Origin of the sequence: Pseudomonas sp. F8002, assembly GCF_013385495.1 — a bacterium.
GTDB lineage: Bacteria > Pseudomonadota > Gammaproteobacteria > Pseudomonadales > Pseudomonadaceae > Aquipseudomonas.
The window spans coordinates 1-24481 of record NZ_JACAPW010000004.1; the positions used below are offsets into that span (position 1 = coordinate 1).

Consider the following 24481-nt stretch of genomic DNA (forward strand, 5'->3'; position numbering starts at 1 on the left):
GCCGACAGGCGGGGCAGAGCCCTAATGAGATGGTCAGCCCGGCACGGGCCCCCGGTAAATCTAGACTTACCGGAGGGCCCACTTCCCGCTCAATAAAACCGACCATTACTCTCTTCCCCCCGGGCAAAAAAAACGCCAGACCAGCCTCCCGTGAAAGAGCGCATGATCCAGCGTAAAAATGAACCTCGGCTGCTTCAGCCAGGCCCCATGTTCAACCCCTTCAGACCGGAATCACCACAAAGCTTTCCGGTTTGCAGGTCAACGCCACGTTCGTCCCCGGCGGCAGTGCGTGGCTGCCGGGAGTCGGCAGTTGCTGGCATTTGAGATCAAGCGTGCCACCGGCCACCTCCACGCGGTAGATCACCCGATTACCGATAAACGAAGTGTCCTTGACCTTCCCGGCAAACGCACCGTCGGCCAGTGCGGCGCCCAGAGCCGGCTCAAGGCCGATGGTTTCAGGCCGGATCGACACATTCACCGGCCCTGCACCCACGCCGCTTTTAGCGGTGTGGGCATAACGCCCAAACGGCAACTCGACCACGCCACCGAGCCCATACGTGCCGTTGACGATATTGGTATCGCCGAAAAACCTGGCGGCAAACAACGTGCGCGGCGACCAATACATTTCCTGCGGCCCGCCGATCTGCTCGATGCCACCCTTGTTCAGCAGTACCACACGGTCCGACAAGATCATCGCTTCGTCCTGGTCGTGAGTCACATACACAAACGTGGTGGAAGTCTCTTCGTGGATGCGCTTGATCTCGTTAAGCATGTGATGGCGAATCTTCAGGTCCAGGGCCGCCAGCGGCTCGTCCAGCAGCAACACCGCCGGGCGATTCACCAGTGCGCGGGCCAGGGCCACACGTTGCGCCTGCCCGCCACTGAGCTCGGAGATCCAGCGGCTCTTGAAGCTTTCCAGTTGCACCAGTTCCAGCGCCTTGTTCACTTCACGCTTGATCTCATCCTTGGGCTTCTTCTTCAAACGCAACCCGAAGGCCACGTTGTCGAACACGTCCAGGTGCGGGAACAGCGCGTACTTCTGGAACACCATATTCACCGGGCGGTGTTCAGGCGCCAGGGCGGTGGAGTCCTTGCCGTCGATCACCACTTTGCCGGTGGTGGGCTCTTCGAAGCCGGCAATGATCCGCATCAGGGTGGTCTTGCCGCAGCCACTGGGGCCGAGCAGGGTCAGGATCTCGTTGCGTTTTACCGTGAGGTCGACTTTGCCCAGGGCTGTGAGGTTGCCGTAGCTCTTGGAAATCCCGGTCAGTTCAATACTGTTGGTCATGGTGATTACTCTGCAGTTTCAGCACGTTCAAGTTCGAGGCGGCGACGACGCAAGGTCATGACCAGGCCGGCAATGGCGATGATGGCGATGGTCACCACCAGCATGAATACCGAGGCGGCATTGATGGTGGGGCTGACGGCGCGGCGCATCATCGAAAGAATCATGAGGGGCAGCGTGGTGTCGCTGCCGGTGACGAACACGGTGATCAGGAATTCATCCATCGACAGCGCCACCGCGAGGATCGCGGCGCCGGCAATGGTTGGCCCGATGATCGGCAGCGTCACCAGCCAGAACGCTTTGAGGGGCGAGGCGCCGAGGTCGCGGGCTGCCTCCTCGAACGACAGGTCGAAATACTCCAGCCGTGAGCGCACCGACTCCACGAAGAACGGAAAGGTGAACAGGGTGTGGCCGATGATCACCGTCAGCAGCGAACGGGGCAGGCCGACCAGTGAGAAGAAAATCACCAGTGCAATCCCCAAAAACAAACCGGGCAAGGCGATGGGGGCAAAGTTCATGAACGCGAACACCGCTTTCACCCGGCCTTTCATGCGCATCAGCGCCAGGGCCGAGAACGTGCCCAGCAGCGTGGTGAGAATCGCCGAACCGGCGGCGACGATCGCACTGTTGGTCAGGGCTGTCATGAAGTCCGAACTGCTGAACAGCGCCTCGTACCAGCGCGTGGAAAAACCCTCGAACGGGAACGACAGCGAGGCGGACGAGTGAAAGCTGAACAGCGCGATAATCGCGATGGGCGCGTAGAGGAACAACATGTAGACGTAAGTGAATAACCGGATCATGGCGAGTTACCTTTTTTATGAGCGGCAGTCAGTCGTGGTAACGCTTGCCGGGTGCCAGGTTGGCTGCGCGCAACACCCCCAGCAGCAACGCGTACACCAGCATGAACACGATCAACAGCAGATAAGCCATCGCCGCACCGAGTGGCCAGTTACCTACCGAGCGGAACTGGTTGGCGATCACCAGCCCGGTGGTCATCGCATCCCGGCCGCCCAGCAGTTGCGGGGTGACGTAGTCGCTGGCGGCCAGCACGAAGGTGAACATGAAGGAGCTGACGATGCTCTTGTGGGCCATCGGCATGATCACCCGCCACAGAATGGTGACACCGCCGGCGCCCAGGTCCGCAGCGGCCTCCAGGTAGTCCTTCTTGATGTCTCGCAGGCCCGACACCAGCAGCAACAGGGTGAAGGGCAGCATGATGTGCACCAGGGTCAGCACCACGGCGAACTTGCTGAACACCAGCCACTCCAGCGGCTGGTCGATCAGGCCGAAGTGCAGCAGGGTGGAGTTGATCACGCCGTTGGTGCCCAGGATCGAGCGCCATGCGTAGACCCGTACCAGGTAACTGGAAAACCACGACACCAACGCCAGGTACAACACGGCGTTGGAGCGTGTGCGGTACACGATGTAATAGGCCACCGGCGCACTGATCACGGTGGAGAGCAGGGCGGTCCAGAAGCCGTTTTGCAAGGCGATCCACAGCGAGTCATAAAACCCGCTGGCGCTCAGGGCCTTGGCATAGTTGGCCAGGGTGGCGGCGGGCTCCATGCTGAAGGTCTTGGCGGTCCAGAAACTGGCAATCAGCAACAGTGCCGACGGAACCAGAAAGAACACCACCAGAAACAGCAACGGCGGCGACGCAAGCCAATACCCGCTGAGGGTTCTCTTATCCATCTTCACGTGTTTACCGACCCTTGAATCGCCGTCGTCCAGGGGCATGGACTCGGTGTTGTTGACTACGGTCATGATGAGGTTGCCTTTGCGTTTTTATTCGAGAGTCAGGGCGCGTTGACCCGTGGGGCGCGTGTTGATGAACACCCACCCCACGGTTGCCAGCGCCGGCGTGCCAAGCGCTCTAGAACGAGCCTTTGAAGTTCGCCCACTGATCGATCCATTCCGCATAGGTCACATACTTTTCGGAGCTCAGGGGCGGTTGGCCATAGAGTTTGGATTTCTCGAAGAAGCTGTCGAGGTTCGCGTAGTCAAAGGTGTTTCTCAGGTCCTCCGGCAGCAGCGGCACGGCCTTGGGGTTGACCACGCCGGAGAACATCGTGGTTGCCATCTTGGCCTGGGTATCGGGCTCCAGGGTCTTGTTGATGAACTCCAGGGCCAGGGGAATATCCTTGGCGGTTTTCGGGATGAACAACGCATCGCACCACAGCGCTGCGCCTTCGCTGGGCACCGACAGGGCAGTGGTCACGCCACGCTTGATGGTTTCGCTCGGGGTGTTGGCGGAGGCCGAGAACACCGCGTCCACTTCACCCGATACCAGCAGCGATACCGCGTCACCCGACGAAGCCGCGAACACGCGGCATTGATCACGGTACGGCTTGAGTTTTTCAAAGGCGTCGTTGAATTCGGCGCGGGTCAGGTTGGGGTACTTGTCGCCGTAGCCGGCGATGGTCGCGATCAGCGACCAGTTCGAGGTGCCGTCATCGACAAAGGTCAACTTGCCCTTGAGCTTGGGGTCCAGCAGGTCGGTGTATTGGGTGGGCTTTTTGACGTTCTTGGGGTTGTAGATGATGGTGTTCATCCCCCACAGCAACGGGATGCCCCATTGCTTGCCGTCCCAGTACCAACGGCTGCCCTTGTAGAACAGCGCGAGGGTATTGTCGGCGGAATAGTTGGGGATCTTCGTGGTGTCGATGGCCTTGAGCAGGCCCATTTCCTGATAGATCTTTTCGTAGCCCAGGGCATACATGGTCAGGTCGAGTTGCACCGGATCGGAGCCTGCCAGCCGGGCGGTGATGTCGTCCTGGTTGCTGGCATAACTGGAGCGCACGGTAACGTTGCGTTGCTTGCGCCAGTCGGCGAGTTCGGCGTCGCCGGTTTCGCCTTCCCAGCCGAGGATTTCCAGGTGCCCGGTGGTGGCGGCAAATGCGCTGGGCACGAACGAGCCGAGGTACAAGCCTGCGGCAGAGGCGGCAGCGCCCAGCAGGAACGAGCGTCGTTTCAAGCTGAGGGAATTGAAGTCAATGCCGGTCAAACCATAACCCGTCTCTATTTCTTTTTTCATTTCGAGTTCCTGCCTGGGTGGTGGGTGCAAATGTTGAGCGACTTGCAAGGCGTGGGCCTGGTGTCGATGCCAGGTGCGTCCTTTTGTATGCAGTCAGTTGGATCGGCAGTGTTATGGCCAGCATTGATTCCATGCTGCTGGGGAGGGTGGTAAGGCCTCCACTGTTCCGATTGACTCTTCCTTGGCGGGGCGACGCACGCTTATTCCGGGCTGCAGGGTGTTGCGGGCCTGAAGCGGTGCGCCCAGCGCTTGATAGGCTCGGCTTGTTGTTTTCATGGGTTGAGTATTGAGCGGGGAGGCGGGGGGCTCAATTTCGCAGGGGGGTTAAAAGCGACGCACTCTGACGCATTGGAGTGACCTAAGCGGCGCACGTGGGGGGCCAGGGGTTTCTGGGGGGATCCGTAGCAAGAGCACGGCGGCCTGAAAGCCGACCTGCAGGTTAGAAACCAGAGCAAAAGCAGAGCGGCTTTTCTGTAGGAGCTGGCTTGCCTGCGATGCAGACAACTCGGTACATCAGACACACCTGGGCGATGCCATCGCTGGCAAGTCAGCTCCCACATTTGACCGTGCCCGCTTTAGCTTTTGATTTGGCTTCTAACACTCAAGCCGGCCTGCAGGCCGCTGTGCTGTAGTGAGCCCCAATATCTGCGTCAATCTGCGTCTCTTTTACCCAAGGTGCGAAATTGAGCCCACCCCGCACCAGGCGAATACTCCAAGCCTGATCCCGGCCCAGACGCCGCGCATTCGCTGGAGTATCGAGTGAAATTCACAGGTGGCCAAATCATCGCCAAGGCACTCAAGGCCAACAGTGTCGACTACGTAGCCGGGCCCCCGGGCGACGGCGCCCGGGCCCTGGTGGAAGCGCTGCTGACCCCGGGCACCGACATCCCCTTTATCCACGTCATCCAGGCCCACAGCGCCGTGCACCTCGCCGACGGCTACTACCGTGCGTGCGGTCGCCCCATGGCCGTCGTACTCACGGGCCCCCTGGGCATCCCCTCAGCCCTGGGAGCCCTCGCCACCGCGCACCAGGACGCCTGCGCGCTGCTGGTCATCAGTAACGCCCAGCCCGAAACGATAGCCGCCAACGTCATGAAAGATCACGCGACGGTTTCGACACTACAACAGCTACCCCAAGCCCTGCGCCAAGCCTTCGACACCATGCTGAGCGCCCATCCCGGCCCCGTCAGCCTGTCCATTGACGACGCCCTCCAAGGCGCCTCCACCAACGCCAGCCTGCCACCCGCCACCCTGCGTGCAGAACCCCAACCCACCCCGCGTAAAATCAGCGTACTGCGCGAAGGCCGCGCCTCATCCTCCGTGCTGGAAAACGACGCCATCCTCGTCATCGGTAGCGGCCCCACCCAGCCCATGGCCCGCAAAATGTTCCCGGTGCATTACCCCGGCAGGCACTTGTGCGCCGGCAACCCCGCCACCCTCGGCTGGGCCGTCCCGGCAGCGATCGGCGCCAAGCTCGCCATGCCCGCCCGCCAGGTGGTCTGTGCCGTGGGCAGCCGGGATTTCCTGCAGTCGATGCAAGAGATGGCTGTGTGCGTGATGCACAGCATTCCGGTGGTATTCCTGGTCTTCAACAGCAGCGGTGACGAAGCCCTGGGCGACGTACAGACGCCGCCCATCGAGCAACACCGGGCCGGTGAATTCAACCTGCCGGATGGCAAACCCTATGCCCCGGACTTCGCCGGCATCGCCCGAAACTTCGGCCTTGAAGCCTGGCGCGTGGAACACGCGTCACAACTCAACGCGACCCTCGTCAAAGCCCTCAACAGCAAGGGCCCGTCGCTGGTTGAAATGATGACGGCACGCCAGCCCCTGCAGGTCCCTCAGTCCTGACCGCCCCAGACAATGGTGGCGTTGTCGCCGGTCATGTATTCACGTACGTCCAGCGGGATCGACTGGTCGCTGGGCAACAGCACCGTTGCATTGCGCAAGTGGTGCTTGCGGATCTTGCCCTTGTCCACCAGTCCCAGCGCCATACGCGTGGAGAAGGGCTGGCGGAACGAGGACGACGCCACACCCGTCACCAACCCATAGAGAAAACGGATCGGCCGACGATGCTGCGGCGTGAGGATCGAGAACGTCATTTCGTTACGTTGCTTGCCTTCGAAATCCACCATGAACAGGCGATCGCCCAGCAGCAGGCAGAACCCGTGGTAGGTGAATGAATAACCGATCTTGCCGCTGCCATCGCGCAGCGGAAAGCGCTCGACGGTGACGTACTGCACCATCGAGTCGGCGCGGTACAGGCAGGTGACCGAACGCAGGATCCGGCCCTTGTAGATCGATGAATTGTGGTAGCGGTAATACACCCCCAGATAGTCTTCGAGCACGTCAGCCGACTGCTTGGCCAGCGGCAGGAAATGATTGAACTGCTCCGAAGCCCGCAAGCCGGTCGGCAGTTCGTTTTCATAGCCTTCATAGAACTTCTTGAACTCGGCGGGCGGGCGGAAGAGGTCTTCGGCTTCCATCATGAAATAGCGGCCGATCTTTTGCAGAATCTTCTGCGACGGCACGTGCTGGCCCACCAGGTACTTGTTGAACTGCTGGCGGTTCACATCAACTTTGCGGCACATGTCGGCCACCGACCGGCAGGACTCGACCAGCGTGCTCAGGTTCTTTTGCACATTGGCCTGCAAGTCGCTGCGCGCCTGCTGTCGCTCGGGGTGGGAGGTGGCGGCGGCTAATGACAGGGGCGATGAGTCCGGGCGGCTGGGCATTATTATCTCGATGTACTTGGCTGGGTTAAGGCGCCAGTTATTAAGTTATAGCGCGGTTATCGAATAACCTTGGGCATAACCGTAATAACCGTTTAAGCGTTTGAAACTTCCGATCATTACCAAAGCATCTTTCATGCCGTTTGTTTAAGTTCAAACATGAAGTTTGAGCATAACTGAATGCGTCAGATTGTAAGCGCTTTTGCTGAAGGTTCGGCGCCAGTGCGTTGTGGTTTTCACGGGTCAATCGTGACGGTGGCGGTCCGCCCAGTAACACATTCGATAGCGACGGGTAACACCCCGTGCTGCGCAGGAGTGCTTCAGTCCGCGTCAGGTATCGCCAAGGGTGCGAAATGGTGGAAACACCGGTCACCCCTGATACTCGGGCCAATGCTTTTTGCGGAGGATTGGGCGATGGCAAGGTTGACCGGCGACATTCCCGGAAAGAGGCGACTCAAGGTCGGCATGGTCGGCGGCGGGCAGGGCGCTTACTTCGCCAGTTACCACCGCGCAGCGATGCGCCTGTGTAATCGCTTCGCCATCGTTGCCGGCGCTTTCTCTGCCGACGCGGATAAATGCCGCGAGGCGGGCGCAGCGCTCACTATTGAACCCGAACGTATCTACTTGTCGTTCGAGGACATGGCGGCCGCCGAGTCTCGCCGCCCCGACCCGATCGAGGCGGTGGTTATCGTGACGCCCAACCACTTGCACTTCGAACCGTGCCGGTTGTTCCTGGAGGCGGGCATCCCGGTGATCTGCGACAAGCCCCTGGTCAACCACCCTGACGAAGCCCGGGAGCTGGCGAACCTTGCCGAGCGCCACGGGACATTTTTTGCGCTGACCTACACCTATCAGGGCTACCCGATGGTCAGGGACGCCCGCAGTCGCATCCAGGCCGGCGAGCTGGGTGAGCTGCGCTTCCTGTACGTCGAATACCTGCTGGAGTGGCTGGCCCCCGGCGTGTCCGGCTTGAGCAATAGCCTGGCGTGGCGCGGTGACCCGCAAAAGGCGGGCCCCACCGGCGCGCTGGGAGACGTCGGCACCCACGCCTTCAACCTGTTGGAGTTTCTGTCCGGGCAGCGCTGCACCCAGCTCAACGCCAAGTTGACCAGCGTGGTGCCGGGTTGGGGCCTGGACGATACCTGCGTGGTGCAACTGGAATTCGACGGCGGCGTGGATGGATTGTTGTGGGCCAGTTTCGCCGCGCCAGGGCATCGCAATGGCTTGCGCTTCAAGATCGTCGGCAGCCTGGCTTCGCTCGAATGGTGCCAGGAGTCACCGGAAACCCTGTTGTTCACGCCCACTGACGGTGCAGACCGCATCTATCGGCGAGGCCAGTCCGACAACAGGCCGCAGACGCTGACGTTCACCAGCTTGCCGGCGGGCAATACCGAAGGTTATCTGGAAGCGCTGGCCGTGCTGTACGCCGACTTCGCCGAGGCCCTGGACGCCGGGGCGCAATGGCGCACAGCGACCAGCGTCCCGTTGCCGGATATTCACGAAGGCGTGCGCGGGGTGTTGTTGTCCCAGGCCAGCCTCGAATCCCACCAGCAGCGGGCCTGGGTGCCTTTCCCGCGGTAATTGATTTCATGCGTGGCACCGCTGCGCATCCAACGACTCACCCAAACGCTGTTGAGGAAAAACAATGTCAAGCGAACTGCATCGCGCCGCGTATTCGGTACTGCTTCCCGCATTCGGGGATTTGCACCTGGACGACAATGTGCGCCGTTACCTGAGCCGTGGTGGTGTATCCCTGTTGCTCGGGGAAACCCGGGATGAATACGTGGGCCGAGGCATGAGCCCGGCGCGCAAGGCGGCCGAGTCCAAAGCCGATTTCATCAGTATCGTCAAGGAAGCCACGGCGCTGGCGGGCTCTGCGGTGCTGATCGCGGTAGACCAGGAACTCGGCGGAATCGAACGCCTGCACCAACTGGTCCCGGCGGTCGCCACCCGGGCGCAGCTCCAGGACCTCGGCGCCGAGGACCTCGAGCAACGTTGCTTCGAGATGGCCGCCGCGGCCCGCGGGCTGGGCGTGAATCTGTTCCTGGCGCCCATCGTGGACGTGGTCACCGGCGTCAATCCATGGCTGCACAACCGGCACCTGGGCGCGGATCCAGTGGAAGTCAGCCGAGTGTCCTGCGCGTTTATCCGCGGGGTGCAGCGCGCGGGAGTGATCGCCACTGCCAAGCACTTCCCCGGGCACTACGTCACCGAGCACGATCCGGCGATTGCCGAAGCCACCGTGCCGGGGCCGCTGGAATTGCTGCATGACAATCTTGAAGTGTTCAAGCAGGTCATCGCCACCGGCGTAAAAGCCGTCATGCCTGGCCCGGCGGTGTTTCCTGCGATTGATGCGCAGCAGTCGGCGTCCACCTCGTCGAAGGTCATCGGCGTACTGCGTGACACCCTGGGCTTCGAAGGCCTGATCATTTCCGATGACCTGGACGCCGTGTCGATCCTGCGCGGCAACACCATCCCCGATACCGCCGTAGCCTCCCTGGTGGCCGGTGCGCACCTGTTGCTGGTGTCCAGCGAGTCAGGCCTGGACAGCATCGCCGAGGCGATTGTCGCCGCCGTCCACGAAGGCACCCTGGACCGCCAGGTTCTGTTGGACGCCGCTGCCAAGGTTCGTCAACTGGCAATCGCCACCCAGGAAACCAGCCATGAGCGCGAATGACCGCAAGGCCTACGGCGTACTGTTCCCGGTATTGCTGGACGTGCAGATGACGGATGACGTGCGTCGGTTCCTCGGCAATGGCGGGCGCAGCCTGTTGTTTGGCGAGACGGGAGAGGAATACGTCAGCGGAAAAATGAGCGCCAGCCGCCTGCAAACCGAAACCCTGGACATCTGGCAGCGTTTTACCGGCACGGCCACCGAACTGGGTGGGCCGCTGCTGCTGGCAGCCGATGCCGACATCTCCGCCGTGCACCGCTTGCAAGGGGTGACCCCGGCGCTGCCGGAGCCCGATGTGGCCCGGGCGATGGATTGTGCGGCGCTGGAACAGGCGTGCTTCAAGGTCGCCACCGCCGCGCGGGCGACCGGGGTCAACCTGCTGCTGTCGCCGACGGCGGATGTGGTCGGCGGCCGTAATGTGTGGCTGGCGGGGCGCACGCTGTCGGGCGATGTCCACCAGACGGCGGCGATGGTCGGTGCGTATGTGCGCGGCGTGCGGCGGGCCGGGATGGCCAGCACCCTGAAGCACTTCCCCGGGCACCCGGTGCTGTTTCAGCAGCCGTCGACTGAAACGGCGGTGGTCAGCGAGTCCATGCAGCAACTGCGGGCCTTCTGGCCCGGGTTTCAGGCCGGGATCGACGCTGGCGCCGATGCGGTGATGATGGGCCCGGCGATATTCGCTGCGTGCACACCGCCCACGGCAGCCTCGGTGTCGCCTGAATTGATCGGCGTGTTGCGCCAGGAGTTGGGCTTCAAGGGGCTGGTCATGACCATCGACCTCGATCACCGCTCAATCATCGGCCAGATGTCCCTCGGCGAGGTCGCAGTGGCCGCGCTGAATGCCGGGGCCGACTTATTACTGATTTCCGCAAAGGCTATGCCCCACGTGCCGCAGATCGTTCGGGCGATTGTCGCCGCCGTCGCCGAGGGCCTCTTGCCCCAAGCGCGGCTGGACGCCGCGGCGTTGGCCGTTGGTGCCTTGGCTGATCGCTGTTCAACCGTAGGAGCGCCATATGGCAACCCAAAATAACGTCCTCGCCCTGCATTCCACCGTTGCGAAACACTCGACCCTGGCGATGGATATCGACATCGCCCGGACGCTGGGTTTTGACGCGCTGGAGATCAACAGCGGCAAGCTGGAAGCGTATCTGCAGGCCGGCTATACCGAGTCGGAGCTTCAAACACTGCTCAAGCATGTGCCCGTCACCGGCATCGGCTACCTGCGGGATATCGAACGCCAGGGCGCCGAGCGCGAGGACCTGTTCAAGGAAGCCCGGCGGCTATTTGAGCTGGCCAATCTGGTGGGCGCCAAAGGCGTGCAGGTCCTCACCGGTCCGATCAATGTACAGGCGGTGATTGATTTTCAGGCGACCGGCAAGAGCCTGCATTACTCAGGCTTGCTGGGCCTGGATCAAGCCGAACAGTACGCCCGCACGGCAAGCAACCTGGCGGAGTTGGCCGATGTGGCACGGCAATACGGTCTGCTGCTCTACCTCGAAGCCTTGTCCTGGACGCCGCTCAACACCCTGGATCACCAACTGCAGCTGATTGAGCGCACCGGGCGCAGCAACGTGAAGATGGTGATCGACTATTGGCATTGCTTTACCAGCGGCGTGACCCCTGCGGACGTCGCCCGGCTCGACAAGGACGTGATCTACGGCGTGCATGTCTGCGACTCACTGGCCTTCGAAGGCGGTATCCCGAATGAGGAAGTGCTGCGCGATGTGCCCACCGGCAGCGGCGTGCTCGACCTGGTCGAGTGGACCGCCGCGGTAAAGGCCACCGGTTACGCCGGGTGGTGGAGTTGTGAGTTGTTCTGCAAAAAACAGCAGCAGCAAAACAGCTACGCCGTCGCCCAACAATTGAAGACGCTGTTAACCGGCCTGGTCGGTTGATAACGCGCATTTCGACACTGGCTGAATACTAAAAAGATCTGAGGTTGTCATGGTGGATTTCATCGTAATCGGGGGCGGCTCCACGGGCTGCACAGTCGCATCGCGCCTGAGTGAGGATGCGGGAGCGTCGGTGGTGCTGTTCGAGGAAGGCCCGCGGGATCGCAGCCCTTACATCCATATTCCCGGCGCCTACTACAAGACCGCCCAGGGCCCGCTGCTCAAGCGTTATGCGTGGGAGCCGACCGAGGACCAGCACCGCAGCGAAACGCCGACCATGGTCCAGGCCAGCGTGCTCGGGGGCGGCAGCTCGGTGAATGCGATGATTTATATCCGTGGCGTGCCCGCCGACTACGACGGTTGGGCCGAACAGGGCGCCGCCGGGTGGTCGTATAAAGACGTGTTGCCGTACTTCAAAAAGGCCGAGGACAACGAGCGGTTCTGCAACGAGGTGCACGGTGTCGGCGGGCCGTTGGGGGTGTCGGACCCGATCAATATCCACCCCTTGACCAAAGTCTGGCTGCGGGCCTGCCAGCAGTTTGGATTGCCCTATAACGAAGACTTCAACTCAGGCCAGCCCGAGGGCTGCGGGCTGTACCAGATCACCGCCAAAAACGGCTTTCGCAGCAGTGCCGCCGTGGCCTACCTGGCGCCGGCCAAGTCGCGCAAGAACCTGACGGTGAAGACCGGCTGCCGGGTGCTGCGTATCCTGATGCAGGGCAACAAGGCCGTCGGCATCGAATACCTGGAGAAGGGCGTACGCCAGGTGATGCACGCCGACAAGGAAATCATCCTGTCCTGCGGCGCCATCAACTCACCCCGGTTGCTGATGTTGTCGGGGATCGGGCCCGCTGAGCAGCTGGAAAAACACGGGATCAAAGTGGTTCAGGATTTGCCCGGTGTGGGGCAGAACCTGCAGGACCATATCGAAATTTCACTGGTGTATGAGCTGACCGGCCCCCACAGCTACGACAAGTACAAAAAACCCTGGTGGAAGCTTATGGCGGGGTTGCAGTACGCGTTGTTCCGGCAAGGCCCGGCGGCGTCCAACCTGATTGAAGGCGGGGCGTTCTGGTGGGGCGACAAGACGGCGGTGCACCCGGATATCCAGTATTTCATGGTGGTGGGCGCGGGCATCGAGGAGGGAGTGGATTCGGTGCCCGGCGGCAATGGCTGCACGTTGAACCTGGGGCAGATACGGCCAAGGTCCAGGGGCTATGTGGAGCTTTACTCCGCCGACCCGATGTCCCCGCCGCGCATCGTGCCCAACTACTTTTCCGATCCGTACGACATTGAAAGCCTGGTGGACGGTTGCCTGGTGGGCGAACAGATCATGGCCCAGGCGGCCTTCAAACCCTACGTGGCTCGTCGGCATGTACCGGAACCCACCGTGCGCTCGCGCGAAGCGATGAAGCGGTTTTGCCATCAGGAAGCCCACGCCGCACTGCATCCATCCGGCACCTGTCGCATGGGTGTGGATGAGCGGGCGGTGGTGGGGCCGGACCTCAAGGTGCATGGCATCGAAGGGTTGCGGGTGGCCGATGCGTCGATCATGCCGACCCTGATTTCAGGCAACCCCAACTCGGTGTGCATCATGATCGGCGAAAAAGCTGCCGACATGATCCGGACCGCCCGATAGGGTTGCCCGGGCGGTAACACCGGCCTCTTTTTGGGGCAGGCTCAGGCGCCGATCAACCACAGCGCGAAACAGCTGCCGAGGGCCAGCAGCCCAAGGGCGATGCCAAGCTTTGCCTGCAGTTCAAGGGGCATTGCCCTTGGGTCCTGATGTTTGTCCATGGAATCAACGGACTGTACGCGGCCGTTGATCATCTGAGCGGTTGCAAAGAACAAACTGTGCATGGCATGTGCCTCGTGGGTCGTTTCTGCTCAAGTCGAGGCCGATATCGGCCGCCTGCTGGTCAAGAGCAAGCTCCATGCCATTGCCCAAATCTCAACGGCGCCCCGTCCGTGTACTCACATCCACCCACACCGCCAGCACCAGGATGCTGCCCTTGACGATCATCTGCCAGTAGCTGTCCACGTCGAGCATCGACATGCCGTTGTCCAGGCTGCTGATCACCAGTGCGCCGAGCAGGGCGCCGTACACGGTGCCCGAACCGCCGCGCATTGAAGTACCGCCGATAAAGCACGCCGCGATAGCGTCCAGTTCGCCCATGTTGCCCGCCGAAGGTGAACCCGCCGCCAGGCGCGCGGTGTTGACCAGCCCGGCAAGGGCGCACATCACGCCCATGATCCCGAAGATCCACAGTTTGACCGCCTGCACGTTGATCCCCGACAGGCGTGTGGCTTCCATGTTGCTGCCCACCGAGTAGATGCGCCGGCCAAAGACGGTCTGGCTGGTGACGTAACTGAACACCCCCAGCAGCACCAGCAGAAGCAGCACCGGCACGGGAATGCCGTCGTAGCTGTTGAGGGTGTAGACGAAGCCGGCCAGCACGAAACCGATCAACACCACGCGCACGCTGTCGCGCAGCATCGACGGCAGCGCCAAGCCGTGCAGGGCGCGGTTGTGGCGTTGGCGCCAGGTCAGGAATATCGCCAGCCCGAACAGCAACACGCCGAGAATCACCCCGACCACCGTCGGCAGGTAACCCTGGCCGATGTACACCAGTTGTGGCGAAACCGGTGCAATCGTGGTGCCGCCGGTAATGCCCAGCAGCACCCCGCGAAACGCGAGCATGCCGCCCAGGCCGACGATGAAGGAGGGGATGCGCAGGTACGCGGTCATGTAGCCGTTGCCCAGGCCAATCAGCAAGCCACAGAGGGCGACGATGGCCAGGTTCAGCGGCAGGGGAATGTGATAAACCACATCCAGGATCGCCGCGACGCCGCCGAGCAAACCGAGCATCGAGCCCACCGACAGGTCGATCTCGCCGCTGATGATCACCAGCACCATGCCGCAGGCCAGGATGCCGGTAATGGACATCTGCCGCAGCAGGTTCGACAGGTTGCGCGGGGTCAGGAAACCGCCTTCGGTCTGCCAGCTGAAAAACACCCAGATCAGCACCACGGCGATCAACAGGGCGAGCATTTTGTAGCGGGTGAAGAGCTGTTTGACCTGGTTCATTTACGCGGACTTCCGATCATTATTATTGTCATGCCCGTTCGGTTGGCTGAGGGCGGCGGCGAGCACCTGTTCCTGGGTCAGGCCCTGGTTGATGAAGTCGCCGCGCAACTGGCCCTCGCCGATCACCAGCACCCGGTCGGAGACCCCCAGCACCTCGGCCAGCTCCGAGGACACCATGATGATCGACACGCCTTCGGCCGCCAGCGCGCCCATCAATTTGTAGATCTCATATTTGGCGCCCACGTCCACGCCACGGGTCGGTTCGTCGAGGATCAGCACCCGGGGTTTGGTCAGGAGCATCTTGGCCAATACGGCCTTCTGCTGGTTGCCGCCGGACAGGCTGGTGATCGGCAGGAACGGGTTCGCCGTCTTCAGGTGCATGCGCTTGATTTCCTGTTCGACGCTGCCCAGTTCCGCCTCGGCATCGATGCGCGTCAGGTGCGAGAAACGGTCCAGCACCGCCAGGGTGATGTTTTGCCCAACGCCCAGGTCCGGGACGATGCCCTGGCGCTTGCGGTCTTCCGGGACCATGCACAGCCCGGCGCGAATCGACTTCAGCGGCGTGCGTGTATCAATCGGTTTGCCATCCAGCCACACTTCGCCTTGGTAGCGCCCGGGGTAGCTGCCGAACAGCGCCGACACCAGTTCCGTGCGGCCGGCGCCCACCAGCCCGGCGATGCCGAGGATTTCGCCACGGCGCAGGCTGAACGAAACATTGTCCACCCGCTTGCGGCCCGGGTTGTCGACGTCGTAGCAGGTGACGTTGCGCGCCTCGAACAGCACCTCGCCGACCGCATGGGGTTCGGTGGGGTAGAGGTTGCTCATCTCACGGCCGACCATCTGCGTGATGATGCGCGACACGTCCATCTCGGCCATGGCCGTGGTCGCGATGTGTTTGCCGTCGCGGATCACCGCGATGGTGTCGCAGATGGCCGAGACCTCATCGAGCTTGTGGGAGATGTACACGCAGGCGACGCCCTTGGCCTTGAGCCCACGGATGATGTCCAGCAGCACCTCGATTTCCGAGCGGGTCAGCGCCGAGGAGGGTTCGTCGAGGATCAGCAGGCGCGCCTGCTTGTTCAGGGCCTTGGCGATTTCCACCAGTTGCTGGTAGCCGCCGCCGTATTGCGAAACGGGCAGGGCGACGTTCATGTCCGGCACTTTCAGCTCGCGCATCAGGGCTTCGGCACGGTGCATCATGGCGGGGTAGTTCATGCGCCCGCCGGGCAGTGTCAGCTCGTGGCCCATGAAGATGTTTTCGGCCACCGAGAGGTCGGGTACCAGGGTCAATTCCTGGTGGATGATCACGATGCCGCAGGCTTCGGTTTCGGCGATGGAGTGGGCGCGCAACGGCTGGCCGTCCCAAAGGATTTCGCCGTCCCAGGTGCCATGGGGATACACCGCCGACAGCACTTTCATCAGGGTCGATTTGCCGGCGCCGTTCTCGCCGCACAACCCTACGCATTCCCCGGGTTTTACCTTGATGTCGATGCCATTCAGGGCTTTGACGCCACCGAAGGTCTTGACGATGTTGTTCATTTCCAGCAGGTAGTCGGACATGGCGGGCACTCATTCCACAGCGAAAAGGCAGGAGCGGCCTCAAACCGCCCCTGCAGTGAGCCGTACGCTTACTGCCCGGCGATTTGCGCTTTGGTGTAGAACCCGTCTTCTTCCAGCACGTTGACGTTGTCCTTGGTCAACGCGGTCGGCTTGAGCAGGATGCTCGACACCTGTTTGCTGCCGTTGTCGTACTGCGAGTTGTAGGCCGGTTTCTCGTCACGCACCAGTTGCACCGAGAGCTTGGCCGCCTCCGACGCCAGCAGCTTCAGCGGCTTGTAGACGGTCATGGTCTGGGTGCCGGCGATCACGCGCTTGATCGCGGCCAGGTCGGCATCCTGGCCCGAGACCGGCACCTTGCCCGCGAGTTTTTGTGCCGCCAGGGCCTGGATCGCGCCGCCGGCGGTGGCGTCGTTGGAGGCGACGATGCCGTCGATCTTGTTGCTGTTGGCGGTCAGGGCGTTTTCGACAATGCTCAGGGCTTCGGTGGGGTTCCACTCCTTGACCCATTGCTGGCCGACAATCTTGATGTCGCCCTTGTCGATCGAAGGCTGCAGCACCTTCATCTGGCCCTGGCGCAGGATTTTCGCGTTGTTGTCGGTAGGTGCGCCGCCCAGCAGGAAGTAATTGCCTTTAGGCTGCGCGTTCAACACGCCCTGGGCCTGCATCTCGCCGACCTTTTCGTTATCGAAGGAGATGTAGGCGTCGATATCGGCATTCAAAATCAGCCGGTCGTAGGACAGCACTTTCACCCCGGCTTTCTTGGCCTCGGCCACCACGTTGTTCAGCACCGTGGCATTGAACGGCACGATCACAATCACGTCGACGCCCCGGGAGATCAGGTTTTCGATCTGCGAGATCTGCCGCTGTTCGTTGGCGTCCGCCGATTGCACATAGACCTTGGCGCCCAACTGCTCGGCGGCGGCGGTGAAATAATCGCGGTCGCGGGCCCAGCGTTCAAGGCGCAGGTCGTCGATGGAAAAACCGATTTTCGGGTGGGCCGCGTCAGCCATGACCGAGTTGGAAAGCAGTGCCAGAACGCTGGTGAGCAAGACAGTTTTCAGGTGTTTCATGATGGTGAGTCCCTTTTATTGTTGTTTAGACGCACTGCTGGACCTGGAGCGTAGCGGTCATGGGTAGATAAAGCGATTCACTACGCCTTCGAGCATCTCCTGGCGGCCACTCACGGCTTGTGGGTTCAGCTGGTGGCTGAAGGCATGCTCGGCCAGCGACGCCAGGCTGAAGTCGCCGCCAAGCACGGCACGCCCGAAGGATTGGTCCCAGCCGGCATAACGCTGGGCCTTGAACTGTTCGAGGGCGTCGTTCTGCACCATGGCGGCGGCACGTTCCAGGGACAGCGCCAGCACGTCCATTGCGGCCACGTGGCCATGGAACAGGTCCACTTCGTCGAGGCTTTGGCGGCGTACCTTGGAGTCGAAGTTGTAGCCACCTCCCTTGAAGCCACCGGCCTTGAGTACCTCGTAGGTGACCAGGGTCAGCTCCTCGACGCTGTTGGGGAACTGGTCGGTGTCCCAGCCGTTCTGCGGGTCGCCACGGTTGGCGTCGATGCTGCCGAAAATCCCCAGGGATGCGGCGGTGGCGATCTCATGGTGAAAGCTGTGGCCGGCGAGGGTGGCATGGTTGGCCTCGATGTTGACCTTGATCTCTTTCTCCAGGCCGAACTGATGCAGGAAGCCAAACACGGTGGCGCTGTCGTAGTCGTATTGGTGCTTGGTGGGCTCCTGTGGCTTGGGCTCGATAAACAGCTCGCCGGTGAAGCCGATCTTGTATTTGTGCTCGACCACCATGCGCATGAAGCGCCCGAGTTGCTCGCGCTCGCGCTTGAGGTCGGTATTGAGCAGGGTCTCGTAGCCTTCGCGGCCGCCCCACAACACATAGCTGGAGCCCTTGAGACGGTGGGTGGCATTCATCGCGCTGAACACCTGGGCCGCCGCATAGGCAAACACTTCCGGGTTCGGGTTACTGGCGGCGCCGGCGGCAAAGCGCGGGTTGCTGAAGCAGTTGGCAGTGCCCCACAGCAGCCGGATACCGGTCTGTTCCTGATGGCCTTCGAGCTGGTCGACCATTCGCGCAAAGTTGTCGCGGTACTCCGCCAGGCTTGCGCCTTCTGGGGCCACGTCGGTGTCGTGGAAGCTGTAGTAGTCGATGCCCAGCTTGGAGAAAAACTCGAACGCCGCTTCGGCCTTGCCGCGTGCCACTTGCAGGGCTTCCCCCGGTTGCTGCCAGGGCCGCTGGAAGGTGCCGGAGCCGAACATGTCACTGCCGGGCCAGACAAAGTTGTGCCAGTAACACGCGGCCATCCGCAGGTGCTCGCGCATCGGTTTGCCGAGGATCAGCTTGTTTGCATCGTAGTGCCGGAAGGCCAGGGGAGAGTCGCTATCGGGGCCTTCATAGAGGATTTTTTCGACCGCGGGAAAGTAGGGCATCGCCAGATCCTTGTTGTTATGAGTGCACGTTAACCTTGCCTCGATACTAGCAACGGCCCCCGGCCAACCGATTATGAAAATCACCAGAGCGGGGTTCGATTTTGAGTGGTTTTGCGCGCATAGTGGCTCGACATATCGCATGGAGCCGCCCCTGTGAAAACTGTCCCGCCTGTGCACCGGATTGCCCTGCTGTTCAATGGCAACAAGATCTACGATCGCGGCATCATCACCGGGATCGGCAACTACCTGAGCAGTACGCGGGTGTCGTGGGATCTGTTCCTGGAAGAGGACTTCGTCTGCCGGCTCAAGGGTATCGAGCGCTGGCATGGCGACGGGATCATTGCCGACTTCGACGACCCGGCGATGGGCCCGGCGTTGGCGGGTGTGCATGTGCCGGTGGTGGCGGTGGGCGGGTCTTATGAGGATGAGCGGGCTTACCCACGGCATACTCCGTATGTGGCCACTGACAATTTTGCTTTGATCAAGCTGGCCTATGAACACCTGATCGAAGCCGGGCTGACGCGCTTTGCCTGTTTCAGCCTGCCTGAAGCCGATATCAACCGTTGGGCCCAGGAGCGCGAAAAAGCCTTCCGCCGCCTGCTGGAGCGCGATGGCTTGCCGGTGGAGGTGTATCGCGGGCTCGGCACCAGCGCGCCGCTGTGGGACTCGGCGGTGGAGCAACAAATTGCCTGGTTGCACAGCCTGCCCAAACCCATCGGCATCATTGCGGTCAGCGACGCCCGAGCCCGCCAGTTGCTGCAGGCCTGCCTCACCGCCGGCATCCCGGTGCCGGAGCAAGTGGCACTGATCGGCATCGACAACGACCCCTTGACCCGCACCCTGACCCGCGTGCCGCTGAGCTCGGTGATCCAGGGCACTGAAAAAATGGGCCGCACCGCCGCGCGCCTGCTGCACCAGATGCTGCACGGCATGCCTTCGGCAGGCAGCCAGATCCTGGTGCCGCCGGAAGCGGTCAACGTGCAGACCTCAAGCCTGCACCAACCCCTCGGCCATCCCTACGTGATGCAAGCGCTGCATTTCATTCGCCAGTACGCCTGCCAGGGCATCAAGACTGCCCAGGTCGCCAACTACGTCGGCGTGTCGCGGTCGTCCCTGGAAGCGCATTTTCGCAGTGAACTGAACCGCAGCGTCCACGATGAAATCCTGCGCTTCAAACTCGCGGCTGCGGTTTCCAGCCTCGAAAATACCAGGGCCGCGATTGCGGATATTGCCTATGACTGCGGGTTCAAATCCGCCCAGTACCTGCACACGGTGTTCAAGCGCGAGTTCGGGTGTACGCCGAGGGAGTACCAGGTGGGGCAGGTCGAGCGCGATTCGAGCGATGTCATTTCTTTGTCGCCTTGAGTCCCTATTTTGTCCTGAGCTTCGCTCCAGAACTTCAAGGGATTGAATCGTCTTATGCCGACTCTTACACGCAGAACGTTGTTGCAAGCAGCTGCCATCGGATCCGCCTACACCCTGTTGCCCGACTCCATTCGCCAGGCCCTGGCGATCCCCGCCAACAACCGCACCGGCACCCTGATGGACGTCGAACATGTGGTGATCCTGATGCAGGAAAACCGCTCCTTCGATCACTACTTCGGCACCTTGCCGGGTGTGCGCGGGTTCAGTGACCGCTTCACCATTCCACTGCCGGGCGGGCACCGGGTGTGGGAGCAGCAGGGCGTTGGGCGGCGGATCCTGCCCTATCACCTGGACAGCTCCCGTGGCAACGCGCAGCGGGTCAGCGGCACGCCGCATTCCTGGGTCGATGAGCACGCCGCCTGGAGCAGCGGCCGGATGAACGCCTGGCCAACGTTCAAGACACCTACCTCGATGGGTTACTACCGTGAGCAGGAAGTGCCGTTCCAGTTCGCCCTGGCTAACACCTTTACCCTGTGCGACGCCTACCACTGTTCGGTACACGCAGGTACCAATCCCAATCGGCTGTTCCACTGGACCGGCACCAACGGCCCGACCGGTGCGAATGTGGCGGCGGTGGTCAACGAATGGGACGGCCCCGGCGCGGTGGGCGTGGGCTACACCTGGAAAACCTATCCCGAGCGCCTGGAAGAAGCGGGTGTGAGCTGGAAGGTTTACCAGTACCTGCCGGATAACTTTGGCGACAACCCCTTGGCCGGGTTTCGCCAGTTTCGTGCGGCCAGCGTCGCGGCCGGCAACCCCGCCGTGCCACCGAAAGACTTCAAGGATTTTGTGCCCTACAGCGATCAATTGAACGCCCGCGTGCCGTTGTACAAAGGCAATGGCAACACCCTGCCGGCGGTCAGCGGCAGCGACCTGGAAGCGATCATCCAGGGCTTTCGCAAGGACGTGAACGACGGGCGCCTGCCACAGGTGAGCTGGCTGGTGGCGCCGGCCGATTACTCCGAACACCCCGGGCCTTCCAGCCCGGTGCAAGGCGGCTGGTTCACCCAGGAAATCCTCAAGGCACTGACCGCCAACCCGGACGTGTGGAGCAAGACCGTGCTGCTGGTCAACTACGATGAAAACGACGGTTTCTTCGACCACGTGCCGTCGCCGTCAGCCCCGTCCAAACGCCTGGATGGCAGCTTTGCCGGCAAGTCCACGGTGAAGTTCGACAGCGAGATTTTTACCCACCCGGCACCGCCCGGCTCTAGCCAGCAACCCGCGCCGGACGGCGGGGTGTACGGCCCCGGGCCGCGAGTGCCAATGCTGGTGCTGTCGCCGTGGAGCCGTGGTGGCTGGGTCAATTCCCAGGCGTTTGATCACACCTCCGTGCTGCAATTTCTGGAGAAGCGTTTCCACGTGCGCGAACCCAATATCAGCGCCTGGCGCCGGGCGGTGTGCGGCGACCTCACCTCGGCCTTCAACTTCGTCAACCCCAACACCGAGACCCTGCCGCCGCTGCACACCATCAGCCGCCAGGCTGCCGACTCCCTGCGTCAACGCCAGGAGCAACTGCCCCAGGTCGCCCTGCCGACGGTGGGCCAGCAACAGGCGCCGTTCCAGGTGCGAATGGCGCGGCCATCCCGGGCGCTGCCGTACCAGTTGAACGTTGAAGGCTCGGTTGACCGTCGCGCCAGTTCGGTGAGCCTGGACTTCTTCAACAATGGCGAACAGGGCGTGGTCTTCCACGTCTACGACCGCCTGCACCTGGACGAGGTACCGCGCCGCTACACGGTGGAAGCCGGCAAGCACCTCAGTGACACCTGGCAAGTGGCGGGTGCCTACAAGCTTTGGCTGTTGGGACCGAATGGGTTCCACCGTTCGTTCAAGGGGCACCTGCAGCGTCGCGAGCCGGAGTTATCCCTGGCGTATCACGGTGACACCTTGCTGCTGACCCTGGTCAACCCTGGCAAGCGTGCGGCCTCAATCACCATCGAGCGTTGCCCTTACACCAGGCAGGGGCCGTGGCTGCTCGAGATTGCGGGCGGCGGTCGTGTGCAGCGCACGTTCTCCTGCCAGCCCAATGGAGGCTGGTATGACTTCAAGCTACGCGACGAGCATGGTTGGGTGCGGCGGGTGGCGGGGCGAATCGAGACGGGGGCGCATAGCATCAGTGATCCGTTGATGGGCAAGCGTGGGTAAAGGCTGTTGATCTGCGGGGTGATTTCGTGGGCTTTTTCCCTGTTTTGTGTAGGAGCAGGGCTTTCTCCCCATGCAGCGCTTGAAACGCCACCCCTCTGGGCCATAGCCTCACGCTTTTCCTGACACTGAGGCCCGGCATTGGGTAAGCGAAAAACGGTTTGGCCCACGGAGCGGGAAGTTCGACTGCGCTTTATCCTGCTGGCAATCATTGAAACGGCCTGTATTCGAGGCGTTCCCATCGAACGCCTGCTGCTTTCATACATACTGTTGCGCAACAAGCCGACCCAGGAGCAACTTTGGGAGGCCATCAGCGATTGCCTGCTCCTCGATGAGATGCGTGGCTTTCGATTTGAACCCGGGTCGGAAGCCGATCGGTTGATGCGCAAGATCAGCAGCGAAATCAATCAGTCCTGACGAGCCACCAGCGCCGGCGTGCGCGGCGGCACCAGGCGCTTGCTGCCCGTCGACTCATAGGCCGATGCCAATCGCAGCAGCGCCGAATCGTCATACGCCCGGCCGGCAAATGTCAGCCCCACCGGCATGCCGATGTCGGCCATGACGCCCATGGGCACCGTCACTGTCGGCACGCCCAAATGGCGGATGGCGAGGTTGCCGTTGGCGACCCACACTCCGTTGCTCCAGGCGATATCCGCCGACGCGGGATTCACATCCGCATCCGCCGGACCTACGTCGGCGACTGTCGGAAAAATCACCGCATCCAGCCCCAGGTTATCCATCCAGTCTTCAAGGTCGATGCGTCGTGTCTGTTCCAGGCCGCGCAGGCCGTCGGGCACGGTGCTGATCCTGTCCCACGGCGTGATGCCGCGCTCGGCCATGCGCACGTATTCGTCCATGCCGGCGGCCAGGTCGTCTTCGCGGTTGGGCAGGGTGCCGGGGTCGTGGGGGAAGATCTTCGGGCCGTCGACATCCGCCAGGCGGTTCAGCGCAGGGTCGCCATTGGCCCGCAGGAAATCATCGAACGCCCAGGCCGACAGTTCCCACAATTCATCGTGGAGGAATTCCTTGGACACCAGGCCTCGGGTAAACACTTTCGGTGCGCCCGGGCGATCGCCTTCGCAATTGGAGACCAGCGGGAAATCCACCTCGACCACTTCTGCGCCGGCGGCTTCAAGTGCCTTGCGCGCAGCTTCCCAGAGCTCGATCACCGAGGCCCGGGTTTTGATTGGCTGGCCAGTAGGGCCGCCGATTCCCGGGGCGTCGCTGGTGCCTGCCTCGGGGTCGGCGTTGATGTACATGCGCGGCACGCCGAAGCGTTTGCCGGCGAGTGCATCGCCGGTCGCGGCCAGGTCTGCGTAGGATTGCGGGCGTACCGAGGCGACGCCGGGGATCGGCACCCAGGGTTGCATCCGCCACAGGTCGCCGCGTGTGTCGGGGTCTTCTGCGACCACGACGTCGAGCACTTCAAGCAGGTCGGCCATGGTCCGGGCGTAAGGCACGACCACGTCCATGGTCGGGGTCAGCGGCCAGTTGCCGCGCACCGAGATCACGCCACGGGACGGGGTGTAGGCACACAGGCCATTGTTGGACGCCGGGCCGCGCCCGCTGGACCAGGTTTCTTCCGCCAGGCCAAACGCCGCGAAGCTCGCCGCAGTGGCCGTGCCGGCGCCGTTGGAGGAGCCCGAGGCGAACGGTGCGGTGAGGTAGTCGGCGTTGTACGGGCTCTCGGCCCGGCCATACACGCCGCGCTGCATGCCGCCGTTGGCCATCGGCGGCATGTTGGTCTTGCCCAGGCAAATGGCGCCTGTTGCCCGCAGTCGCTCGATGGTGAACGCATCGCGGTAGGCAACCAGGTTCGCGAAAGCCGGGCTGCCGGAGGCGGCGGTGAGGCCCTTGACCAGGTAGCTGTCCTTGGCTGTGTAGGGAATGCCGTCGAGCGGGCCCAGGGTTGTGCCGCTGGCCCGGCGTGCGTCGGATGCGCGGGCTTCCTCCAGCGCTTGCGGGTTGCGCACCACCACCGCGTTGAGCGCGGTGGCAGTCGTGGGGGCGTCGTAGGCGTCGATCCTGGCGAGGTAAGCCTCGACCAGTTCAACCGCCGTGGTCTGGCCGGATTCGAGCGCAGTGCGCAACTGGGCAATGGAAACTTCGGTTACTTCGATCACGTGGTTATCGCCGGGTGCAGAAAAGGGGGAGGGCTTGAGTGCTGACTCAATCCAATCAGTGAAAGTAGCTTACTGATAGATT

19 protein-coding genes are annotated in these 24481 nt (G+C 62.3%); 9 read left to right on the plus strand and 10 right to left on the minus strand.

Annotated features, from left to right (window positions below; all coding sequences use genetic code 11):
* Positions 1–220 precede the first annotated feature (220 nt).
* The 4 genes from HX811_RS06210 to HX811_RS06225 all read right to left on the minus strand — a co-directional run bounded on the left by HX811_RS06210 (position 221) and on the right by HX811_RS06225 (position 4319).
* Entirely contained in the window at positions 221–1288 is a 1068-nt protein-coding gene (locus HX811_RS06210) for an ABC transporter ATP-binding protein (protein WP_008430152.1), read from the minus strand.
* Positions 1289–1293: 5 nt separating this feature from the next.
* On the minus strand, positions 1294–2085 hold the full coding sequence (locus HX811_RS06215) for an ABC transporter permease (RefSeq protein ID WP_008430153.1): 792 nt from the start codon (positions 2083–2085) through the stop codon (positions 1294–1296).
* A gap of 28 nt (positions 2086–2113) precedes the next feature.
* Positions 2114–3049 carry an ABC transporter permease gene (locus HX811_RS06220; RefSeq protein WP_008430156.1) on the minus strand — a complete coding sequence of 312 codons (936 nt, stop codon included), beginning with the start codon at positions 3047–3049 and terminating at the stop codon, positions 2114–2116.
* 109 nt (positions 3050–3158) lie between these two features.
* Positions 3159–4319 (minus strand): PotD/PotF family extracellular solute-binding protein, encoded by a 1161-nt coding sequence (locus HX811_RS06225; RefSeq protein ID WP_008430158.1) that lies wholly within the window; start codon positions 4317–4319, stop codon positions 3159–3161.
* Positions 4320–5078: 759 nt separating this feature from the next.
* Between HX811_RS06225 and HX811_RS06230 the strand changes: the two genes are divergently transcribed.
* Complete coding sequence (locus HX811_RS06230) at positions 5079–6170, plus strand: thiamine pyrophosphate-dependent enzyme (protein ID WP_102369426.1); 1092 nt, start codon at positions 5079–5081, stop codon at positions 6168–6170.
* On the opposite strand, the gene HX811_RS06235 is transcribed toward HX811_RS06230, so the two are convergent.
* The gene (locus tag HX811_RS06235; RefSeq protein WP_032899479.1) at positions 6161–7027 is read right to left on the minus strand and encodes a helix-turn-helix transcriptional regulator; all 867 of its coding nucleotides are present in this window, start codon (positions 7025–7027) and stop codon (positions 6161–6163) included. The two genes, HX811_RS06230 and HX811_RS06235, sit on opposite strands and share 10 nt — an antisense overlap.
* A gap of 438 nt (positions 7028–7465) precedes the next feature.
* Between HX811_RS06235 and HX811_RS06240 the strand changes: the two genes are divergently transcribed.
* The 5 genes from HX811_RS06240 (at position 7466) to HX811_RS06260 (ending at position 13256) form a co-directional block, all read left to right on the plus strand.
* Positions 7466–8632: a Gfo/Idh/MocA family protein gene (locus HX811_RS06240; RefSeq protein WP_177045221.1), complete on the plus strand. Its 1167-nt coding sequence runs from the start codon at positions 7466–7468 to the stop codon at positions 8630–8632.
* A 64-nt stretch (positions 8633–8696) separates the two neighbouring features.
* Positions 8697–9728 (plus strand): glycoside hydrolase family 3 N-terminal domain-containing protein, encoded by a 1032-nt coding sequence (locus tag HX811_RS06245; protein WP_177009789.1) that lies wholly within the window; start codon positions 8697–8699, stop codon positions 9726–9728.
* Positions 9715–10755: a glycoside hydrolase family 3 N-terminal domain-containing protein gene (locus tag HX811_RS06250; RefSeq protein ID WP_134326922.1), complete on the plus strand. Its 1041-nt coding sequence runs from the start codon at positions 9715–9717 to the stop codon at positions 10753–10755. Before HX811_RS06245 ends, HX811_RS06250 begins: the two co-directional genes overlap by 14 nt.
* Positions 10739–11620, plus strand: coding sequence for a sugar phosphate isomerase/epimerase (locus HX811_RS06255; RefSeq protein WP_134326921.1), 882 nt, complete (start codon positions 10739–10741; stop codon positions 11618–11620). Before HX811_RS06250 ends, HX811_RS06255 begins: the two co-directional genes overlap by 17 nt.
* Before the next feature lie 49 nt (positions 11621–11669).
* Positions 11670–13256, plus strand: coding sequence for a GMC family oxidoreductase (locus tag HX811_RS06260; RefSeq protein ID WP_008436028.1), 1587 nt, complete (start codon positions 11670–11672; stop codon positions 13254–13256).
* Positions 13257–13568: 312 nt separating this feature from the next.
* Here the strand turns inward: HX811_RS06260 and HX811_RS06265 are convergent, their stop codons facing one another.
* From HX811_RS06265 to xylA, 4 genes are all read right to left on the minus strand, one after another.
* The gene (locus tag HX811_RS06265) at positions 13569–14705 is read right to left on the minus strand and encodes a sugar ABC transporter permease (protein WP_003219656.1); all 1137 of its coding nucleotides are present in this window, start codon (positions 14703–14705) and stop codon (positions 13569–13571) included.
* Positions 14706–16265: a D-xylose ABC transporter ATP-binding protein gene (xylG, locus tag HX811_RS06270; RefSeq protein WP_134326919.1), complete on the minus strand. Its 1560-nt coding sequence runs from the start codon at positions 16263–16265 to the stop codon at positions 14706–14708.
* A gap of 68 nt (positions 16266–16333) precedes the next feature.
* On the minus strand, positions 16334–17335 hold the full coding sequence (gene xylF, locus HX811_RS06275; RefSeq protein ID WP_003219660.1) for a D-xylose ABC transporter substrate-binding protein: 1002 nt from the start codon (positions 17333–17335) through the stop codon (positions 16334–16336).
* A gap of 57 nt (positions 17336–17392) precedes the next feature.
* Complete coding sequence (gene xylA, locus HX811_RS06280; protein WP_003219661.1) at positions 17393–18709, minus strand: xylose isomerase; 1317 nt, start codon at positions 18707–18709, stop codon at positions 17393–17395.
* Between the two features lie 153 nt (positions 18710–18862).
* On the opposite strand from xylA, the gene HX811_RS06285 reads away from it, so the two are divergent.
* From HX811_RS06285 to HX811_RS06295, 3 genes are all read left to right on the plus strand, one after another.
* Positions 18863–20074, plus strand: coding sequence for a DNA-binding transcriptional regulator (locus tag HX811_RS06285; protein WP_003219663.1), 1212 nt, complete (start codon positions 18863–18865; stop codon positions 20072–20074).
* A gap of 54 nt (positions 20075–20128) precedes the next feature.
* Complete coding sequence (locus HX811_RS06290) at positions 20129–22279, plus strand: phosphocholine-specific phospholipase C (protein ID WP_177045222.1); 2151 nt, start codon at positions 20129–20131, stop codon at positions 22277–22279.
* 138 nt (positions 22280–22417) lie between these two features.
* The gene (locus HX811_RS06295) at positions 22418–22693 is read left to right on the plus strand and encodes a hypothetical protein (RefSeq protein ID WP_008436022.1); all 276 of its coding nucleotides are present in this window, start codon (positions 22418–22420) and stop codon (positions 22691–22693) included.
* Here the strand turns inward: HX811_RS06295 and HX811_RS06300 are convergent.
* Positions 22684–24399 (minus strand): amidase, encoded by a 1716-nt coding sequence (locus tag HX811_RS06300; RefSeq protein WP_008436013.1) that lies wholly within the window; start codon positions 24397–24399, stop codon positions 22684–22686. The two genes, HX811_RS06295 and HX811_RS06300, sit on opposite strands and share 10 nt — an antisense overlap.
* Positions 24400–24481: the final 82 nt, after the last annotated feature.

Excerpts from the sequence above, each read along its gene's own strand:
- HX811_RS06255 (WP_134326921.1), top strand. The coding sequence starts at position 10,739 with ATGGCAACCCAAAATAACGTCCTCGCCCTGCATTCCACCGTTGCGAAA.
- xylF (WP_003219660.1), bottom strand. The coding sequence starts at position 17,335 with ATGAAACACCTGAAAACTGTCTTGCTCACCAGCGTTCTGGCACTGCTT.
- HX811_RS06250 (WP_134326922.1), top strand. The coding sequence starts at position 9,715 with ATGAGCGCGAATGACCGCAAGGCCTACGGCGTACTGTTCCCGGTATTG.
- HX811_RS06290 (WP_177045222.1), top strand. The coding sequence starts at position 20,129 with ATGCCGACTCTTACACGCAGAACGTTGTTGCAAGCAGCTGCCATCGGA.
- HX811_RS06265 (WP_003219656.1), bottom strand. The coding sequence starts at position 14,705 with ATGAACCAGGTCAAACAGCTCTTCACCCGCTACAAAATGCTCGCCCTG.
- HX811_RS06260 (WP_008436028.1), top strand. The coding sequence starts at position 11,670 with ATGGTGGATTTCATCGTAATCGGGGGCGGCTCCACGGGCTGCACAGTC.
- HX811_RS06220 (WP_008430156.1), bottom strand. The coding sequence starts at position 3,049 with ATGACCGTAGTCAACAACACCGAGTCCATGCCCCTGGACGACGGCGAT.
- xylA (WP_003219661.1), bottom strand. The coding sequence starts at position 18,709 with ATGCCCTACTTTCCCGCGGTCGAAAAAATCCTCTATGAAGGCCCCGAT.
- HX811_RS06240 (WP_177045221.1), top strand. The coding sequence starts at position 7,466 with ATGGCAAGGTTGACCGGCGACATTCCCGGAAAGAGGCGACTCAAGGTC.
- HX811_RS06215 (WP_008430153.1), bottom strand. The coding sequence starts at position 2,085 with ATGATCCGGTTATTCACTTACGTCTACATGTTGTTCCTCTACGCGCCC.
- HX811_RS06225 (WP_008430158.1), bottom strand. The coding sequence starts at position 4,319 with ATGAAAAAAGAAATAGAGACGGGTTATGGTTTGACCGGCATTGACTTC.
- xylG (WP_134326919.1), bottom strand. The coding sequence starts at position 16,265 with ATGTCCGACTACCTGCTGGAAATGAACAACATCGTCAAGACCTTCGGT.
- HX811_RS06245 (WP_177009789.1), top strand. The coding sequence starts at position 8,697 with ATGTCAAGCGAACTGCATCGCGCCGCGTATTCGGTACTGCTTCCCGCA.
- HX811_RS06210 (WP_008430152.1), bottom strand. The coding sequence starts at position 1,288 with ATGACCAACAGTATTGAACTGACCGGGATTTCCAAGAGCTACGGCAAC.